Origin of the sequence: Nocardioides massiliensis, assembly GCF_030811215.1 — a bacterium.
GTDB lineage: Bacteria > Actinomycetota > Actinomycetes > Propionibacteriales > Nocardioidaceae > Nocardioides_A > Nocardioides_A massiliensis.
Genome location: NZ_JAUSQM010000001.1, coordinates 4,078,084 through 4,095,946 on the forward strand (window position 1 = coordinate 4,078,084; position 17,863 = coordinate 4,095,946).

Genomic DNA, 17,863 nt, shown 5'->3' on the forward strand with positions numbered 1-17,863 from the left:
AGGGCTACGCAGCGCCGGCGCCCAGGTCGCCCAGTGCGGCGGCGAAGCGGTCCAGCCCGTCGTCGAGGTCCTCGCGCGAGATGGTCAGCGGCGGCGAGATCCGGATCGTCGAGCCGTGGGTGTCCTTGGCCAGGACCCCGCGCGCCAGGAGTGCCTCGCACAGGTCGCGTCCCGACCCGAGCGCCGGGTCCAGGTCCACACCCGCCCACAACCCCCGCACTCGTACGCCGACCAGCCCGGCCCCGAGGTGCTTCTCCAGCCGCGTGCGCAGGTGGTCCTCGAGTGCACGCGCGTTGGCCTGCGCATCGCCCTGGTCGAGGAGCCGGACGACTGCGCGTCCGACGGCGCAGGCGAGCGGGTTGCCGCCGAAGGTGCTGCCGTGGCTGCCGGGGGTCAGCACGCCCATCACGTCGCGGTCGGCCGCGACAGCGGACAGCGGCAGGATGCCGCCGCCGAGCGCCTTGCCCAGCACATACATGTCCGGCACGACCTCGTCGCGCTCGCAAGCGAGCGTGAACCCCGTGCGGCCGAGCCCCGCCTGCACCTCGTCGGCGATCATCAGCGCGCGGTGCTCGTGGCACAGGCGGCGTACGTCGGCCAGGTAGCCCTCGGGCGGCAGGATCACGCCGGCCTCGCCCTGCACCGGCTCGACCAGCACCGCGACGACGGTCTCGTCGAAGGCGGCTTCCAGCGCCGCGGTGTCGCCGTACGGCACGGAGGTGAACCCCGGCGTGTAGGGCCCGTAGTGGGCGCGGGCGACGTGGTCGCCGGAGAAGCTGACGATGCTGATCGTGCGGCCGTGGAAGTTGTCGTTCATCACGATGATCCGCGCCTGCCCCTCGGGCACACCCTTGATCTCGTAACCCCAGCGGCGCGCGATTTTCAGCGCCGTCTCGACGCCCTCGGCACCGGAGTTCATCGGCAGCACGTTCTGCTTGCCCGTCAGCGCGGCGAGCTCCGCGCAGAACGGCCCCAGCTGGTCGTGGTGGAAGGCACGGCTGGTCAGCGTCAGCCGGTCCAGCTGCTCGTGGGCGGCCGCGACCAGCTCCGGGTGGCGGTGCCCGAAGTTGAGGGCGGAGTACGCCGCCAGGAAGTCCAGGTAGCGATTGCCCTCGGCGTCGGTGACCCAGCTGCCCTCGCCGTGAGAGACGGCGACGGGCAGCGGGTGGTAGTTGTGCGCGCCGTGGATGGCCTCGAGCTCAACCGGTGTCGTCGACATGACGCCCACACTGCCACGCAGGTGAGAAAGGCCGCACGCACTACCCGGCGGTAGCGACCCTCGACATACTGACCCGGACTGACCGAGCCGCACCCCCGCACCCCAGGAAGTGAGAGCCCGTGCGCAACCCTCGTGCGTTCCTCCGCCCGCTCGCCGTCGGCGCCCCGACGCCCGCTGCGGAGATCCCGTTCCGGCCCAGCCGGATGATCCACTTCTTCGACCCGAGCAACGAGAAGATGAAGGCCAAGGTGCCCGATATCGCGGCCAAGGTCGACATCATCCTCGGCAACCTCGAGGACGCGGTGAAGACCGACAAGAAGGAGGCCGCACGCCAGGGCCTGGTGGAGATCGCCCAGGCAACCGACTTCGGGCAGACCCAGCTGTGGACCCGGGTCAACAGCCTCGACTCGCCCTGGGTGCTCGACGACTTCATCACCCTCGTCACCGAGATCGGCCACAAGCTCGACGTGATCATGGTGCCCAAAGTCGAGGGAGCCGAGGACATCCACTACGTCGACCGGCTGCTCGCGCAGCTCGAGGCGCGCGCCGGCCTCGACCGCCCGATCCTCGTGCACGCGATCCTCGAGACCGCCGCCGGCGTCGCCAACGTCGAGGAGATCGCCGCCGCCAGCCCCCGCATGCAGGGCATCTCGCTGGGCCCCGCCGACCTCGCCGCCAGCCGCCGGATGAAGACCACCCGCGTCGGAGGCGGCCACCCCGGCTACCTCGTGCGCACCGACCCCGTCGGCGAGGACCTCACCGAGGGGCGCACGACGTACCAGCAGGATCTGTGGCACTACACGATCGCGCGCATGGTCGACGCCTGCACGGCCAACGACATCCTCCCGTTCTACGGTCCGTTCGGTGACATCAAGGACGTGGTGGCCTGCGAGGACCAGTTCCGCAACGCCTTCCTCCTCGGCTGCGTCGGCGCGTGGAGCCTGCACCCGGTGCAGATCGACATCGCCAAGCGGGTCTTCTCCCCCACCCCGGAGGACGTGGCGCACGCCAAGCGCGTCGTCGAGGCCATGGGCGACGGCTCGGGTGCGGTGATGATCGACGGGAAGATGGAGGACGACGCGTCCTGCAAGCAGTGCCTGGTGATGCTCGACCTGGCCCAGGCCCTGGCCGAGCGCGACCCCGAGCTGAAGGAGCTGTACGACCTGTGAGCACGCCCCAGACCAGCCCCGACCTGCGCCCGCGCCCGCGCCGCTCGGTGCTCTACATGCCCGGCGCCAACGAGCGGGCGCTGGAGAAGGCCAAGACCCTCGACGTCGACGCGCTCATCCTCGACCTCGAGGACTCCGTCGCCCCCGACGCCAAGTCCGACGCCCGCGAGCGGGTCGCCACCGCCGTGGAGTCCGGGGAGTACGGCCACCGTGAGCTGACGATCCGGGTCAACGGCATCGGTACGCCGTGGCACGACGCCGACCTGGCGCGTGCCGCGAAGGCCGGTCCCGACGGGATCGTGGTCCCGAAGGTCAACTCCGCCGACGAGGTCCGCGCGCTGGTCGCCGCGATCGAGAAGGCCGGGGCGCCGGAGAAGACGAAGCTCTGGGCCATGATCGAGACCCCGATCGCGATCCTGCACGTCGAGGAGATCGCCGCCGCCTCCGACCGGCTCGCCGTCTTCGTCATGGGCACCAACGACCTGGTCAACGAGTCCTACGCCCTGCACGTGCCGGGCCGGGCGCCGCTGATCCCGTCGCTGACCTGGGCGCTGCTCGCGGCCCGGGCCCACGGCCTGAGCATCCTCGATGGCGTCTACAACGACGTGAAGGACCTCGAGGGCTTCGCCGCCGAGGCCCGCCAGGGCCGCGAGATGGGCTTCGACGGCAAGACGATCATCCACCCCGGCCAGATCGACCCGGCCAACGAGGCGTTCGCCCCGTCGGCCAAGGACGTCGAGACCGCCCAGGGCATGATCGCCGCCTTCGAGGAGGCCCAGGCCGAGGGCAAGGGTGTCGCGACCTACAACGGCAAGATGATCGAGAACCTGCACGTCCGCGACGCCCAGCGCATCCTCGCCTTCCACGAGGCCATCGCCGCGCGTGGCTGAACCCGCACAGCTCACCCTGGAGCTCCCCACGCACCGTGCCGCGGCACTGGCGTGGGGAGACCCGGGCGCCCCGGTGGTCGTCGCCCTGCACGGGTTCCCCGACACCGCCTGGGCCTGGCGTGAGGTCGGTCCGCTGCTCGCGGCCGAGGGGTGGCGCGTGGTGGCGCCGTTCGCCCGCGGCTACGCGCCCAGCGAGCTGCCGGCCGACGGGTGCTTCGACGTCCCCGCGCTGATGGCCGACGCCGTCGCGGTTCACGCCGCGGTCGATGCCGGCACCGACGCCGTCCTGGTCGGCCACGACTGGGGCGCGATCACGGCCAACGGCCTCGCGGCCCACCCCGACACGCCGTACGCCGCCACGGTGGCCCTGTCCGTGCCCCCGATCGGCGCCATGCCGACACCGGGTCCCGCCGCCCTGGCGCGGCAGGCGTGGCGCAGCCGCTACATCGCCTTCCACCAGCTCCCGGTCCTGCCCGAGCGCACCCTGCACCAGCGCGTGCCGGGCCTGTGGGCGCGGTGGTCGCCGGGCTTCGACGCGACCGACGACCTCGCCCACGTGCGCGCCGCGCTCGACACCCCGGCGAGGCAGCGGGCCGCGATCGAGACCTACCGCGGCCTCACCCGACCCTGGCGGGTGCCGGCGGCGTACCGCACCTGGGCCCGGACCTGGACCGGCGTGCCCCGCGGCCCCTACCGCTACCTCCACGGCGCCGACGACGGCTGCATGGGACCCGACCTCGTCACCGGCCTCGGCGAGATCGTCGCGGGCGCCGGGCACTTCGTCCCGCAGGAGCGCCCCGACGCGGTCGCCGCGGCCGTCCGCGCGCTGGGGTCCGCCGGTTAGCGTCGCGGGCATGGAGCGCCACGAGCTGGAGACCACGGTCCGCGACCGGCTGGGCGACGGGCTCTGGGGCGCCGGTCTGGTGACGCCGGAGGCGACCCACCTCGTGCGCAACGGTCTCCCCGAGGACGGTGACGTCGAGATCGGGTCGATCTCGAAGGGCGTCACGGGACTCCTCTATGTCACCGCGCTCGACCGCGACGAGGTCACCGCCGACGATCGCCTCGCCCAGCACCTTCCCGACCTCGGCGGCTCGCCCGCCGGCGACGTCCCGCTCGGCAGCCTGGCGCGGCACCGCTCCGGTCTCCCCCGGCTGCCGAAGATCGACGGGATGGGCCGGCGCAGCTGGGACATGCTCGTCCACGCCGCCAACCCCTACGGCGACTCGCTGGCGGACCTGCTGGCCCAGACCCGCCGCACGAAGGTCGGCCGGCCGGGCCGCCCCGCCTACTCCAACCTCGGCTTCCAGCTGCTCGGCCACGCCCTCGCGGCGGCCGCCGGCACGACGTACGCCGATCTGGTGCGCCAACGCGTGAGCGACCCCCTCGGCCTCGGCTCGTGGCACGTCCCGGCGACCACCGACGACCTGCGCCCGACCGCCGTCCACGGCACCACCCGGCGCGGACGCGCTGCCGCGGCCTGGACCGGGGAGGGCATCGGGCCCGCAGGCGGTATCCGCTCCACCCTCGCCGACCTGACCGGGTTCGCCGAGGCCCTGCTGGCCGGCACCGCGCCCGGCATCGCCGCCCTCGACCCGGTCGCCGACTTCCTCGGACGCGGCGTGCGGATCGGCGCGGCGTGGATCACCACCGAGGCCGACGGTCGCGCCATCACCTGGCACAACGGCGGCACCGGCGGGTGGCGCACCTACCTCGGCCTCGACCGGGCCGCGGGCCGCGCCGTCGTGGTGGTCCAGGGTCGCGCCGCGTCGGTCGACGCATTGGGGGTCGAGCTGGTGCGCGGGTCGTGATCGACCGGTTCACCGGGCACATCGCCGGCCTCGGCACCACCTCCGGCACCCGGCTCGTCGTCGGGGCCTGGCACTCCTCCCCCTGGGGAGCGTTCGCCGACGTGATGGTCGAGCAGCCAGACGGCCACCGCCTGCTGCTCGCGCCCGATAAGCAGGTCGCGGACTACGTCGCATCCACCTACACCTTCGACGAGGTGCGCGTCGGACCGGTCGCGGTGCACGCGGGCGACCGCTGGGTCGTGGACGCACCCGGGCTCGCGTTGACCTTCGCGGTAGGGCGTCGCCGGCCCGTCACCGTCGCCCTGCGCGTGATCCCGCCACCGGTGCGCCACAGCGAGCTCTTCGCGCGCCTGTGCGACCCGGTCGCGCGCCGGCTCATGCCCGGCGTGCGCACCCACGGGAGTGCCGGCAACGGTCGCACGGAGTGGTACGCCGCCCGCGAGGTCCGTGCGATCACCGCCTGCACGGCGACCTGGCAGGGCGGGGACCTGGGGGCGCTCGCACCCGTCCGGCCGGCAGTGCGGTTCGGCTTCGGCTCCGCCCCCGCGGCACCGTCGTGGACCGAGATCACCTCGCACGTGCGCACCTCGTCCCCGTTAGCCTGAGCCCATGACCTCCCCCGTTCCCGCCAGCGGGTCCTGGCAGGACCCCGAGACCGTGCGGTTCCTCCTCGAGGACTGCCAGACCTGGGCGATCGTCGGGCTCTCCGGCGACCCGTCGCGCACGGCGTACCGGATCGCGTCCTACCTCCAGGACCTCGGCAAGCGGATCGTCCCGATTCACCCGTCGGCGCCCGAGGTGCTCGGCGAGCAGGGATACGCATCCCTGGCCGACGTCCCGTTCGCGGTCGACGTCGTTGACGTGTTCCGCCGCTCCGAGCAGGCCGGACCCTTCGTCGACGAGGCCGTCGCGGTCGGCGCCAAGGGGGTCTGGTTCCAGCTCGGCGTGATCGACGCGGCCGCCTTCGAGCGTGCCCGCGACGCCGGCGTCCCGATGGTGATGGACACCTGCCCCGCCATCGAGTGGCCGAGGCTCGCGCGGTGAACCTGGTCGAGTTCGAGGGCAAGCGGCCGCAGATCCACCCCGACGCCTGGGTCGCGCCGACCGCCACCCTCATCGGCGACGTGCGAGTCGAGGCCGGCGCCAGCGTCTGGTACGGCGTGGTCATCCGCGCCGACATCTGCACGATCGTCATCGCCGAGGGCACCAACGTCCAGGACGGCACGATCATGCACGCCAAGGGCGGACAGACCCTTGTCGTCGGGCCGAACTCCACCGTCGGGCACGGCTGCGTCATCCACGGGCTCCGTGTCGGCGAACGGACCCTGATCGGCAACGGCGCCGTGCTGTCCGACGACGTCGAGGTGTCCCCCGGCAGCGTGGTCGGCGCCGGCGCGCTCGTGCCGCCCGGCATGGTCGTGCCGCCCGACGTCGTCGTCGCGGGCGTGCCGGCGAAGGTCCGCGGCCCCGTCGAGCCCGACACCTGGCCGGCGATCCTGCTGGAGTACAACGCCAAGTTCTACGTCGAGCTCTCCGACCGCTACGGCTCCTCGGCGCGGGTGCTGGAGGACGCCGAGGTCGAGGCCAGCGTGCGCTCCGACATCGAGGCCTACACGCCGCACCCGTTCAGCGAGAGCTGAGCGCGGAGCGTCAGCCGAAGCCGACGGTGCGCGCCTTCTCGCCGCGCACGACCTTGCCCTTGTCGTACGCCGCCTGGCGCAGCGTCTCCTGGAACTCCACCATCCGCTCCTGCAACGCGGGGTCGGTGGCGGCGAGGATCCGCACGGCCAGCAGGCCGGCGTTGCGGGCGTTGCCGACGGCGACGGTGGCCACCGGGACACCCGCGGGCATCTGCACGATCGAGAGCAGCGAGTCCATGCCGTCGAGGTGCTTGAGCGGCACGGGTACGCCGATGACCGGCAGGGGCGTCACAGCGGCGAGCATGCCGGGCAGGTGCGCGGCGCCGCCCGCCCCGGCGATGATCACGCCCAACCCGCGACCGGCCGCGTCCTTGCCGTAGGCGAGCATCTCCTCGGGCATCCGGTGCGCCGAGACGACGTCGGCCTCGTAGCCGATGCCGAACTCCGCGAGGGCCTCCCCGGCGGCCTGCATGACCGGCCAGTCGGAGTCGGAGCCCATGACGATCCCGACGCGCACGCCGTCCGGGGTCTGCTCGCTCATTCGCTGTCCTCTCCGAGGTCGCCGCGGAACCAGGCCGCGGCGTGCCGGGCACGGTCGAGGACCTCGTCGAGGTCGTCGCCGTACGCGTTGACGTGTCCCACCTTGCGACCCGGACGCACGTCCTTGCCGTAGAGATGCACCCGCAGGCGCGGGTCGCGGGCGAAGGCGTGCGGGTAGCCCGCGTACAGGCTGCCGACCTCCGCCTCGCCGCCGAGGATGTTGACCATCACGGTCCACCGCTCCCGCGGGCGGGGGTCGCCCAGCGGCAGGTCGAGGACCGCGCGCAGGTGGTTCTCGAACTGGCTGGTCACCGCGCCGTCCTGCGACCAGTGCCCGGTGTTGTGGGGGCGCATGGCCAGCTCGTTGACCAGCACGCGCCCGGCGCCGGTCGTCGGGTCGACGGTCTCGAACAGCTCGACGGCGAGGATGCCGGTCACGCCCAGCTCGGCGGCGACCCGCAGCGCGATCTGCTGTGCCTCGTGGGCGAGCTGGGGGTCGAGGTCGGGCGCCGGGGCGATGACCTCGTGGCAGATGCCATCGAGCTGCGTGGTCTGCACAACGGGGTACGCCGCTGCCTGGCCGGACGGCGAGCGGGCGACCAGGGCGGAGAGCTCGCGGGTGAAGGCGACCTTCTCCTCGGCCAGCACCTCGACGCCGGCGGCGTCGGCCGCGGCGAAGGCCTCGGACGCCTCACCGGCGGACCCCACGACCCACACGCCCTTGCCGTCGTAGCCACCCCGGGTGGTCTTGAGGACGACCGGGAAGCCGTCCCCCTCCGCGGCGAAGCGGGCGACGTCGTCGGGCGTCGCGACGACGGCGTGCCGCGGACACGGGATCCCCATCGCGCTGAGCCGGGCGCGCATCACGGCCTTGTCCTGGGCGTGCACCAGGGCGTCGGGGCCGGGGCGGCACGCGACCCCGTCGGCCTCGAGGGCGCGCAGGTGCTCGGTGGGCACGTGCTCGTGGTCGAACGTCACCACGGCACACCCGTGCGTGACCGCGCGCAGCGTCGCCAGGTCGCGGTAGTCGCCGACGGTGTGGTCGACGACCACCTGAGCGGCGGAGACGCCCGGCGCCTCGGCGAGCAGCCGCAGCGGCAGACCGAGCGCGATCGCCGGCTGCGCGAGCATCCGCGCGAGCTGGCCGCCGCCGATGACGGCGAGCGTCGGCGCGGTCGGCTGCGGCGACGGGGTCGCGGGGGGCACCTCGGACACGCGCCGAAGCCTAGTGCGGCGCCTCGAGCTGTCGTGCAGCGGTGCTCTCGCCCGCCGGCGGTCCCTGCTCGAAGCGCAGCCCCCGGCCGCGGACGGTGGTGATGAGGCGCGGGCGCCGCGGATCGTCCCCGAGCTTGCGGCGCACCCACCCCAGGTGCACGTCGATCGTCTTCGACGACGTCCAGAACGTCGTCTGCCAGACCTGCTCCATCAGCTCGGCACGCGTGACGATCTCCCCGGCGCGCTGGATCAGGACCGCCAGCAGGTCGAACTCCTTGCGCGCGAGGGTGACCTCGACCCCCGCGCGCCAGCACCGCCGAGCCTCGAGGTCGACCGCGACATCTTGGACGGTCAACACCCTTGCAGTATCACCGCGGCACGGCGCGGACCCCGGGAAGTCGCGCCATACCCCCCGAAGGGACTAGCCGCCCGTGGCCCGGATGGGCCATCACGGGGGTAGGTGCGTGGTCACCGCACGCGGCGTACGGCGACGGGCTCGACCACGCCGAACCCCCGCAGCGGGCGGGCCGGCAGCGCCTGGGTCGAGAACAGGTCCCCGGGCAGCACGGCGGCGGTGTCGGGCGCGACGATGACCCGGTTGCGCCGCGCGACCGCGGTCAACCGGGCGGCCAGGTTGACCGGCGGGCCGTAGACGTCGCCGAGCCGCTGGGTGACGGGTCCGGACGCGAGCCCGACACGCACGTCGGGCAGGCGCTTGTCGCGCCCGATGACCTGCACGATGTCCTCGGCGATGTGCACCCCCGTCACCGGGTCCTCGGCGACGTAGAGGACCGAGTCGCCGATGCTCTTGATGACCCGACCGCGCCGGCTCGCGACCACGTCGGTGCAGCGGCTCTCGAAGACCTCGACCAAGTCGCCGATCTCGTCCTGGTTGAGCTGGTTCGACAACGCCGTGAACCCGACCAGGTCGGCGAAGCCGACCGTGAACTCGACGACGTGCAGGTCGCTGCCGGGTGCGTGCAGCGCCTCGAGGCGGCCGACGGCGACCGCGAGGTGACGGCGCCAGGCATAGACGAGCAGCTCCTCGAACGTGGGCCCCACGCGCTCGACGAGGTCGAGTGCCCCCTCGACGAGCCGGTCGGGGCCGAGCTGGAGGTGCCCCAGCTCCTCGACGCGGGTGCTGAGGGTCGCGATCTGCCAGTCCGCGAGCTTGCCCATCGTCTGGCCCAGCGCACGGGTGAGCTGCACGGCCGTGTCGAGGTCGACGATCTCGTCGCCGATGGCGTCCACGAGCAGGCTCAGGGCTTGGGCGTCCGCTTCGGAGAAGGCCGCCTCACCACCGGCGTCGGGGAAGCCCAGCGCGCGCCAGAGTCGCCGGGCGTCGGCCTCGTCGACCCCGGCCGCTGCCGCGACCTCGGTGCTCGTGAGCGCCGCCTGGTCCTCACCGAGGCCGAGGATCGCGTGCGAGAGCTGGTCCCGCCTGGGAGGTGGCGGAGGCGTGGGCGTGGACACCGCTCAGGTGCCGTCGTCGCTGCGGTCGCGCGACGACAGCTGGTGCAGCTCCTCCGCGACGCGCATCTGGACCCGCTCGACCTGCGGGATGTCGTGCAGCTGCACCGACCCGGCCTCGCTGGCATCGCTCACGACCAGGGTGCCGCACCGGAAGATCCGGTCGACGACCCCGATGTCGAAGTCCACGCCACTGATGCGGTTCAGCGGGATGGTGCGTCCCTTGCGGGCGATGAAGCCCGAGCGCGCGATGAACCGGCGGTTGGTGAACGTGTAGGTCGTGGTCAGCCAGTTGACGAGGGGCCGCAGGAAGCACCACGCCAACAGCAGCGCCGCGACCACCCAGATCACCCACAGCAGCGGGGTGCGGGCATCGCCGTCGGGCAGGGTCGAGGCGAACGCCGCGACCCCGACGACGATCAGGGCCACCAACGTGGGCACGAACATCGCCTTCACGTGGGTGCGCGTGGTGACGACGATGGTCTCGCCGTCGTTCAGCAGGCGCTGCGGAAAGGACACGCGCGCATCATGACACGGTCAGGGCGTACGCCGCGCGTGCACCACGTCGCCCGCGTGGAACGTCCGGCGCACCGGGGTGCCCGCGTCGTCGGTCCCGGACACGACCAACGCCCCGGACGCGTCCACGGACGTGACCGTCCCCGCGAAGGCGGTGCCGTCGGGAAGCTCGACGGTGACCTCGCGGTCGACGGACACGCAACGGCGCAGGTACGACGCGTGCAGACCCCGCGCCGGGTCCCCGGCCTCCCCGCGCCACTCCAGGTAGAGCGCCTCGAACGTGCGCAGGACCTCACGCAGCACGACGGTGCGGTCGGGCACCGCCTCCCCCGCCCCCACCTCGAGCGCGAGCGAGGTGGCGGTGGCCGCAGGCAGCTCGCCGGCACGCATCCCGACGTTGAGGCCGACACCGACCACGGCGGCCGGGCCGTGCGCGCCCTCGACCCGCTCGACCAGGATCCCGGCGACCTTGCGGTCGTCGACCAGGACGTCGTTGGGCCACTTGACCCCCGCGGCGACGCCGGTCGCACGGCGTACGCCCTCGGCGACGGCGACCCCGGTCAGCAGCGGCAGCCACGGCCAGCGCTCGGCCGGCACCGGTGCCGGCGTCAGGAGGACGGAGAACGTCAGCGCGGTGCCGGGTGGTGTCGTCCAGACCCGGTCCAACCGGCCCCGGCCGGCGGTCTGGTGGTCGGCCACCACGACCAGACCCTCGGCCTCCCCGTCCCGGGCGGCAGCGGCCGCGAGCGCATTCGTGGAGCCGGCGGCCTCGTGCAGGTCGACGCGGCGCCACAGGGAAGCCCCCCGCGTCAGCGCCTCGTGGAGCGCATCACGGTCAAGGGGTGGGCGGTCGAGATCGTCGAAGGTCACAGGTACTAGATTGACCGACGGCCTGTTGAGGACCCGAGGAGGTCGTGTTGAGCGCAGCAGTCAACCCCGCGATCGGTGAGGGGACCGATGTCCCCGACGACATCGACGTCCACACCACGGAGGGGAAGCTCGCTGATCTCGAGCGCCGCATCGACGAAGCGGTGCACGCCGGTTCGGCGAAGGCGGTCGAGAAGCAGCACGCGAAGGGGCGCCAGACCGCCCGCGAGCGCATCGAGATGCTCTTCGACGAGGGGTCCTTCGTCGAGCTCGACGAGCTGGCCCGCCACCGCTCCACGGCCTTCGGCCTCCAGGAGACCCGACCGTACGGCGACGGGGTGATCACGGGCTACGGCACCATCGACGGTCGCCAGGTGTGCGTGTTCTCCCAGGACTTCACCGTCTTCGGCGGCTCCCTCGGCGAGGTCTACGGCGAGAAGATCACGAAGGTCATGGACCTGGCGATCAAGACCGGCTCCCCGATCATCGGCATCAACGAGGGTGCCGGCGCGCGGATCCAGGAGGGCGTCGTCTCCCTGGGTCTCTACGGCGAGATCTTCAAGCGCAACGTCCACGCCTCGGGTGTCATCCCCCAGATCAGCCTGATCATGGGCAACTGCGCCGGCGGCCACGTCTACTCCCCCGCCGTCACCGACTTCACGATCATGGTCGACCAGACCTCGGCCATGTTCATCACCGGTCCCGACGTGATCAAGACCGTCACCGGCGAGGACGTGACGATCGAGGACCTCGGCGGCGCGCGGACCCACAACACCAAGTCGGGCAACGCGCACTACATGGCCTCCGACGAGGAGGACGCGCTGGAGTACGTCAAGGCGCTCATCTCCTACCTGCCGCAGAACAACCTCGACGAGGCACCCGTCTTCGACGCTCCCGCGGAGCTGTCGTTCACCGACGAGGACCGGACGCTCGACACGATCATCCCGGACAGCCCGAACCAGCCCTACGACATGCACGACGTGATCGCCACCGTCGTCGACGAGGGCGACTTCCTCGAGGTCCAGCCGCTGTTCGCGCCCAACATCATCGTCGGGTTCGGCCGGGTCGAGGGCCGCTCGGTCGGTGTCGTGGCCAACCAGCCGATGCAGTTCGCCGGCACGCTCGACATCGACGCCTCGGAGAAGGCCGCCCGCTTCGTGCGGTTCTGCGACGCGTTCAACATCCCCGTGCTGACCTTCGTCGACGTGCCCGGCTTCCTGCCCGGCACCGACCAGGAGTACAGCGGCATCATCCGCCGCGGCGCCAAGCTGATCTACGCCTACGCCGAGGCCACCGTCCCGCTGGTCACGATCATCACCCGCAAGGCCTACGGCGGCGCGTACGACGTCATGGGCTCCAAGCACCTCGGCGCCGACATCAACCTCGCCTGGCCGACGGCGCAGATCGCGGTCATGGGCGCGCAGGGCGCGGTCAACATCCTGCACCGCAAGACCCTGGCCGCCGCCGAGGAGGCGGGTGAGGACGTCGAGGCCAAGCGCGCCGAGCTCATCGACGACTACGAGCGCACCCTCGCCAACCCCTACATCGCCGCCGAGCGCGGGTACGTCGACGCCGTCATCGCGCCGCACGAGACCCGCGTCGAGGTCGTCCGCGCCCTGCGCCTGCTGCAGACCAAGCGCGAGACGCTGCCGCCGAAGAAGCACGGGAACATCCCGCTGTGACCGCCCAATCCGCGACGAAGGAGCCTGGATTGGGCGGAACGGAGAAGGGCGCGAGCGAAGCGAGCTCCACGCATTTTCTGATCCGTGGCGATGCTTCCCCGGAGGAGGTCGCTGCGCTGACCGCGGTCCTGACGGCACTCGCCTCCGGTGCCGGTGAGCCGGAGCGACCTGCGCGGTCGGTCTGGGCGTCGCCGCAGCGCGCCGTACGCCGGCCCCACGCGCACGGTCGCGGGGCGTGGCGCAGCAGCGGCCTGCCGCGCTGAGCCTGGGCGGTCGACCCGTCAGGAGTTGCGCCGAACCTGCAGAAACCTTGCGGTGTAGTCCGACGCCGGTTGCAGCCGGTCCCCCAGACTGAGGTCGTGAACGGGAACCAGGACTCCCCCGCACCGCGCGGTCACGACGCGCAGCGGTTGCAGGGCACACCACGTGATGCCGACCTGTCGGCGTACGTCCGTGCGCTCCCTCCCCCGGACCCGCAGATGATGGCCTACGCGCCGTCGTTCCTGTCCGAGCTCGAGCAGATCCCGGTCTACCGCCCGACGGTCGGCTGCGTCATCCCCTGCTACAACGAGGAAGCCACCATCGGTGCGGTCCTCGACTCGCTGCTCAACCAGACCCGGCTGCCCGACGTCATCCACGTCGTCGTCAACAACACGACCGACGACACCGTCGAGGTCGCCAGCCACTACGCCGGTCTGCACGTGCGCACCGACAAGACCGGCAACGAGCAGACCTGCGAGATCTTCGTCCACGACATCGGCGAGAACCCCGACAAGAAGGTCGGCGCTCTCAACTACGGCTACTCGCTGGTCGAGGGGTGCGACTACCTGCTCGGGGTCGACGGCGACACGACCGCCGAGCCCAACGCCGTGCAGTCGCTGGTCGACGAGATCGCCAGCGACGACCGCATCGGCGGCATCTCGGCGATCTACAGCATCGACGACAGCGCCCTGAGCAACCCGATGGCGAAGTTCCTCATCGCCGGCCAGCGCGCGCAGTTCGCGGCGTTCAACATGCAGAACCTCCTGCGCGGACGCAACATGGCCGTGCTCGGCGGCCAGTTCTCGATCTTCTCCACCCAGGCGCTGCGCGACGTCGTCAACCGGACCCACCAGCGCTACCCGTGGGTCCGCGACAGCGAGGTGGAGGACTCCCTGCTGTCGCTGGAGATCAAGAGCGCCGGCTACCTGACCAAGATCAGCGCGGTGGCGCGTGCCCACGTCGGCGGCATGACCACGCTGCGGTCGCTGGACGCCCAGCAGGTGAAGTGGAACTTCGGCGCGATCGAGCTCATGTGGCCCGGCCAGCGCGGCGACACGAAGGGCCAGCCGTTCCACCCCAACCTGCGCCTGCGGTGGTTCGAGCAGGCCTCGATGGTCACCAACCTGCTCACCCGCACGCTGTTCTTCATGCTGCTGGGCGGCTCGTTGTCGATCAGCGCGTTCGTGTTCAACCCGCTGTGGCTGATCCCCCCGACGGTCGCGACGATCCTGAACTACCGCGTGGCGAAGTCGATGCACTACGCCAACAAGCGCGACTACGCGTTCGCCCTGTTCATCCCGTTCGCCGAGGCCTACATGTGGATCCGGCTCGGCCACTTCGTGCGGTCCTGGGCGAAGTTCGCCAGCCGCACCCAGACCGACAACTGGGCCGCCCAGGCGAAGGCCGAGCGCGGCGCCGGCAACAGCCACTGGACGCCGGTGATCGTGCTGGTGGTCTTCCTCGGCGTGATGGCCGCGGTGTGGACCCAGCTGTCGATCACCACCAAGTCCGACATCCTTGCGGTCGGCTGGCCGATCCTCGGTGCGATCACCATCGCCCAGACGGCATGGATGATGTTGAAGATCCTGCGACGCTACAAGGGGTTCAAGGCATGACGCCCACGACCGGCACGACACCTCGGCAGACCCCGCGTCGCCGCACCCGCGCGGCACTCGCCCTCGCCTTGGCGCTGACACTGCTGCTCTCGGGCTGCAGCATGCTCGGCGACTTCACCGCTGCCGACCCGACGCCCACGCCGACAGCCACCCCGTCGAAGAACCCCACGCCGTACCCGACGCAGTTCACCAACGACGGCACCTTCCAGTCGCACACGCGGGTGCGCAACCTGGACTTCGTCTACACGCTGTGGCCGACCAAGGCGACCCCGGAGACCAACCTCTGGTTCCCCCGCGGGGACAAGTTCTTCTCGTTCACGTTCACCGTCTACGACCTCAACCGCAAGCTGCGCGACCGGTTCGCCACGAAGCGGAAGGTCTGGCTGGGCAACATCATGGTGACGTCGCAGACCAAGAACACCTCCGGCACCATCGAGGAGCCCTACTACCTCGACGCCGACGCGAAGCGGATCACCTTCGACCCTGAGCCGGTCTCCAACCGCCACGGCATGCTGATCACGTCGCCGAAGGGCGCCTTCGAGCTGCGCAACCAGAAGATCGGCACGCTCGACATGGACACGATCGGCGTCGACCTGACCTTCCGCGCGACCGTCTTCATCGAGACCCGTCCCGGCTCCGACGAGTACCGCCGCCGGGTGATCCGGCAGAAGGTGCCGATGTCGATCTTCCCGTCGGAGCAGGCCACACAGGTGAAGAAGATCCCCTTCACCGCCAACTGACAGGGCCCGCCCCCGGGCCCGCTCAGTCGGGGATGGCGAGCCGGTAGCCGACGCCGCGCACGGTCTCGATCCAGCGCGGGTTGGCGCCGTCATCACCGATCTTGCGGCGGATGCTCTCCACGTGGGCCTCGACCTCACGCTTGTCGGCCTCGTTGACGAAGTAGGCCGTGACGTAGTTCTGGCCGCGCATCGTCAGGACCAGGTCGGCCTTGCTGCGCACGCGTCGCCCTGACATCAGCAGCGACGTGAGCAGCTCGAACTCCACGCTCGTGAGGTCGACCTGGCGCTGACCGACGGTGACGACCCGCTGGTCGGTGTTGACCGCCAGCTCGCCCACGCGGATCCAACCGCCCGTCGGCATGACCTGCGGCTCCGGGGCATACGGCAGCGGGGCCTGCGCGGCCGCCGCCGGCGCGGCGGCGTAGGCGGGCTGCTGCTGGGCCGGGGCCGGCTGCTGCACCGGCGGGGGCGCGGGCTGCGGGGCCGGCTGCTGGACCGGCGGGGGCGCGGGCTGCTCGGGTGCGGAGGTGCCGCTGATCGGCTGCAGCGAGGTGTTCTCCTGCAGCTGGCGCACAGCCTGCTCGGCCCAGGACTCGGCCGGCGGAGGCGGCGGGGCCGCGGGAGCCGGATCGGCGGGCGGCGCGACCGGCTCGTTCGGTCCGGTGCGGTGGCGCGGGCGGCGCAGCATCGACTCCGCGCGGGCGCGCAGCTCCCGGGGCCGGAACGGCTTGACGAGGTAGTCGTCGGCGCCGGCCTCGAGCCCGGAGATCACGTCGATCTCGTCACCGAGGCCGGTGATCATGATCAGGTAGGTCTGGCTGAACTCGCGGATCCGCTTCGCGACCGCGAACCCGTCCATGCCGGGCATGTTGACGTCGAGGGTGGTGAGCAACGGGTTGTGCGCCCGCACCGCCTCGAGGCCCTCGGGACCGTCGGTGGCGACCACCGTGCGGAACCCGCTCTGGGTGAGAACCGTGTCGAGGAGCATCCGTACGTCGGGTTCGTCCTCGATGATGACGGCCACCCAGGCCTCGGCTGGATCCATGAGGCCGACTCTAACAACGCGCACGCGGGCAAGGCGCTTCCTGCGCGCCGGACCTCTGCAAGGAAGTCCGAAGATCGCTCACCAGCCGGCAGCGCGCGCCAGCTCGACCGCGCGCTCGGGCCAGAAGGTGCCGGCCGGTGGTCCGCCGTTGCAGGTGCCGTCGCTCTCGCCGGGCGGCTTGATCCACAGGCGCGCGTCCCAGACCTCCTCCTCGGCGGCGCCGGGCGGGGCGCCGAGCGCGAGACCGGGGGCGTTGCAGAAGGTCTCCCCCGCGCCGTTGCCGTTGCGGCCGGTGTCGACGACGGCGTGCACGGCAACGGGCAGCTCGGCGTTGATCGCGTCGGCGTACGCCAGCTCCAGCGCCTCCGGCTGGGAGTTGGCGACGTTGGTGGCGAAGCCCCGCACCCGCTCGACCCCCACGTCCTCGAGCAGGTCGGCGACCTCCTCGGGTGTGCGCCAGCCGGAGTGCCCGGCATCGATATACACCGCGGCCCGCGACTCGGCCAGGAGGCCGACCGCCTGCCGGATCAGGTCGATCCGGGACCCGAGCTCGGCGCACTCCAGCACCGAGACGAGCGCGTCTGGCTCGAGCACCACCGCCGCCCGGTCGGCGCGCTCGAGACCCTCGACGATCTCCCCGATCCAGTCGACGTACTCCTCAGCGGCGAGCCCGCCGGCCGAGAAGCCACCGGTGCAGTCCCGTTGGGGGATGCCGTAGACCACGAGCACCGGCACGGTGTCCCCGGCCTCGGCGACGACGCGCTCGACGTGCCGGCCGACGTCACCCGGACCGTGCTCCTCCGGGACCAGCCAGATCCCCTGCGGGGTCTCGGCCAACCGACGCAGGACCGGCGCGTCCGGGCTGCCCGCGTCCTCTGCCGCCTGAGCACCCTGCGCCGTGCGGGAGGAGGGGTCGGCGTACGCCGGGTGCTCGGCGAACGGGTTCACCTCCTGCGAACCCGGGCCCCAGGGCGCACGGAAGTTCGTGACCAGCCCCAGGACGCCACCGACGACCAGCGCGATGACGACCACGCCGACCACGACGAGCGGTGCGACGACCCACCACGGCGGGCGCGGACGGCGCGACGGCTCCGGGGGCGCTGGTTCGAAGAGGTGGGCCCACGCGGACGTCGGGCGCTCGTGGGGATCCACGGCGTCACGATAGTGGGCGTACCGTTGCTC

20 protein-coding genes are annotated in these 17,863 nt (G+C 71.9%); 11 read left to right on the plus strand and 9 right to left on the minus strand.

What is annotated here, in order from left to right:
• Positions 1-4: 4 nt before the first annotated feature.
• Entirely contained in the window at positions 5-1,219 is a 1,215-nt protein-coding gene (gene rocD / locus J2S59_RS20055) for an ornithine--oxo-acid transaminase (RefSeq protein ID WP_068123327.1), read from the minus strand.
• 119 nt (positions 1,220-1,338) lie between these two features.
• Between rocD and J2S59_RS20060 the strand changes: the two genes are divergently transcribed.
• Genes J2S59_RS20060 through J2S59_RS20090 form a run of 7 tightly spaced genes read left to right on the plus strand, consistent with a single transcriptional unit; the run spans position 1,339 to position 6,729 of the window.
• Positions 1,339-2,388 carry an HpcH/HpaI aldolase/citrate lyase family protein gene (locus J2S59_RS20060; protein ID WP_068123325.1) on the plus strand — a complete coding sequence of 350 codons (1,050 nt, stop codon included), beginning with the start codon at positions 1,339-1,341 and terminating at the stop codon, positions 2,386-2,388.
• Positions 2,385-3,278: an HpcH/HpaI aldolase/citrate lyase family protein gene (locus J2S59_RS20065; protein WP_281366786.1), complete on the plus strand. Its 894-nt coding sequence runs from the start codon at positions 2,385-2,387 to the stop codon at positions 3,276-3,278. The genes J2S59_RS20060 and J2S59_RS20065 overlap by 4 nt, the downstream gene beginning before the upstream one ends.
• Positions 3,271-4,122 (plus strand): alpha/beta fold hydrolase, encoded by an 852-nt coding sequence (locus J2S59_RS20070; protein WP_068123324.1) that lies wholly within the window; start codon positions 3,271-3,273, stop codon positions 4,120-4,122. The genes J2S59_RS20065 and J2S59_RS20070 overlap by 8 nt, the downstream gene beginning before the upstream one ends.
• A 10-nt stretch (positions 4,123-4,132) precedes the next feature.
• On the plus strand, positions 4,133-5,089 hold the full coding sequence (locus J2S59_RS20075) for a serine hydrolase domain-containing protein (protein WP_306825443.1): 957 nt from the start codon (positions 4,133-4,135) through the stop codon (positions 5,087-5,089).
• A complete protein-coding gene (locus tag J2S59_RS20080; RefSeq protein WP_181641843.1) occupies positions 5,086-5,694 on the plus strand; it encodes a hypothetical protein in 609 nt (202 codons plus the stop codon). Before J2S59_RS20075 ends, J2S59_RS20080 begins: the two co-directional genes overlap by 4 nt.
• A 4-nt stretch (positions 5,695-5,698) precedes the next feature.
• On the plus strand, positions 5,699-6,133 hold the full coding sequence (locus tag J2S59_RS20085; RefSeq protein WP_068120145.1) for a CoA-binding protein: 435 nt from the start codon (positions 5,699-5,701) through the stop codon (positions 6,131-6,133).
• Positions 6,130-6,729: a gamma carbonic anhydrase family protein gene (locus tag J2S59_RS20090; protein ID WP_181641842.1), complete on the plus strand. Its 600-nt coding sequence runs from the start codon at positions 6,130-6,132 to the stop codon at positions 6,727-6,729. Before J2S59_RS20085 ends, J2S59_RS20090 begins: the two co-directional genes overlap by 4 nt.
• 10 nt (positions 6,730-6,739) lie before the next feature.
• Here the strand turns inward: J2S59_RS20090 and purE are convergent, their stop codons facing one another.
• The 6 genes from purE to J2S59_RS20120 form a co-directional block, all read right to left on the minus strand.
• The gene (gene purE, locus J2S59_RS20095) at positions 6,740-7,270 is read right to left on the minus strand and encodes a 5-(carboxyamino)imidazole ribonucleotide mutase (protein ID WP_068120143.1); all 531 of its coding nucleotides are present in this window, start codon (positions 7,268-7,270) and stop codon (positions 6,740-6,742) included.
• Positions 7,267-8,484, minus strand: a complete 1,218-nt coding sequence (locus J2S59_RS20100; RefSeq protein WP_281366718.1) for a 5-(carboxyamino)imidazole ribonucleotide synthase — start codon at positions 8,482-8,484, stop codon at positions 7,267-7,269. The genes purE and J2S59_RS20100 overlap by 4 nt, the downstream gene beginning before the upstream one ends.
• Before the next feature lie 10 nt (positions 8,485-8,494).
• Complete coding sequence (locus J2S59_RS20105; protein WP_068120141.1) at positions 8,495-8,842, minus strand: winged helix-turn-helix domain-containing protein; 348 nt, start codon at positions 8,840-8,842, stop codon at positions 8,495-8,497.
• Positions 8,843-8,952: 110 nt separating this feature from the next.
• Positions 8,953-9,957 (minus strand): adenylate/guanylate cyclase domain-containing protein, encoded by a 1,005-nt coding sequence (locus J2S59_RS20110; RefSeq protein WP_246360259.1) that lies wholly within the window; start codon positions 9,955-9,957, stop codon positions 8,953-8,955.
• A 3-nt stretch (positions 9,958-9,960) separates the two neighbouring features.
• A complete protein-coding gene (locus J2S59_RS20115; RefSeq protein ID WP_068120139.1) occupies positions 9,961-10,473 on the minus strand; it encodes a PH domain-containing protein in 513 nt (170 codons plus the stop codon).
• Between the two features lie 18 nt (positions 10,474-10,491).
• Positions 10,492-11,340, minus strand: coding sequence for a biotin--[acetyl-CoA-carboxylase] ligase (locus J2S59_RS20120; protein WP_068120137.1), 849 nt, complete (start codon positions 11,338-11,340; stop codon positions 10,492-10,494).
• A 71-nt stretch (positions 11,341-11,411) separates the two neighbouring features.
• Here J2S59_RS20120 and J2S59_RS20125 point away from each other — a divergent pair, with 71 nt between their 5' ends.
• The 4 genes from J2S59_RS20125 to J2S59_RS20140 all read left to right on the plus strand — a co-directional run bounded on the left by J2S59_RS20125 (position 11,412) and on the right by J2S59_RS20140 (position 15,636).
• Positions 11,412-13,019 carry an acyl-CoA carboxylase subunit beta gene (locus J2S59_RS20125; protein ID WP_181641845.1) on the plus strand — a complete coding sequence of 536 codons (1,608 nt, stop codon included), beginning with the start codon at positions 11,412-11,414 and terminating at the stop codon, positions 13,017-13,019.
• Positions 13,020-13,048: 29 nt separating this feature from the next.
• A complete protein-coding gene (locus J2S59_RS20130) occupies positions 13,049-13,282 on the plus strand; it encodes an acyl-CoA carboxylase subunit epsilon (RefSeq protein WP_181641841.1) in 234 nt (77 codons plus the stop codon).
• A 96-nt stretch (positions 13,283-13,378) separates the two neighbouring features.
• The gene (locus J2S59_RS20135) at positions 13,379-14,896 is read left to right on the plus strand and encodes a glycosyltransferase family 2 protein (RefSeq protein WP_246360258.1); all 1,518 of its coding nucleotides are present in this window, start codon (positions 13,379-13,381) and stop codon (positions 14,894-14,896) included.
• A complete protein-coding gene (locus J2S59_RS20140) occupies positions 14,893-15,636 on the plus strand; it encodes a hypothetical protein (RefSeq protein WP_068120135.1) in 744 nt (247 codons plus the stop codon). The genes J2S59_RS20135 and J2S59_RS20140 overlap by 4 nt, the downstream gene beginning before the upstream one ends.
• Positions 15,637-15,658: 22 nt before the next feature.
• Here the strand turns inward: J2S59_RS20140 and J2S59_RS20145 are convergent, their stop codons facing one another.
• Positions 15,659-16,681 carry a response regulator transcription factor gene (locus J2S59_RS20145; RefSeq protein ID WP_068120133.1) on the minus strand — a complete coding sequence of 341 codons (1,023 nt, stop codon included), beginning with the start codon at positions 16,679-16,681 and terminating at the stop codon, positions 15,659-15,661.
• A 78-nt stretch (positions 16,682-16,759) separates the two neighbouring features.
• On the minus strand, positions 16,760-17,833 hold the full coding sequence (locus J2S59_RS20150) for a glycoside hydrolase family 6 protein (protein WP_181641840.1): 1,074 nt from the start codon (positions 17,831-17,833) through the stop codon (positions 16,760-16,762).
• Positions 17,834-17,863 lie beyond the last annotated feature (30 nt).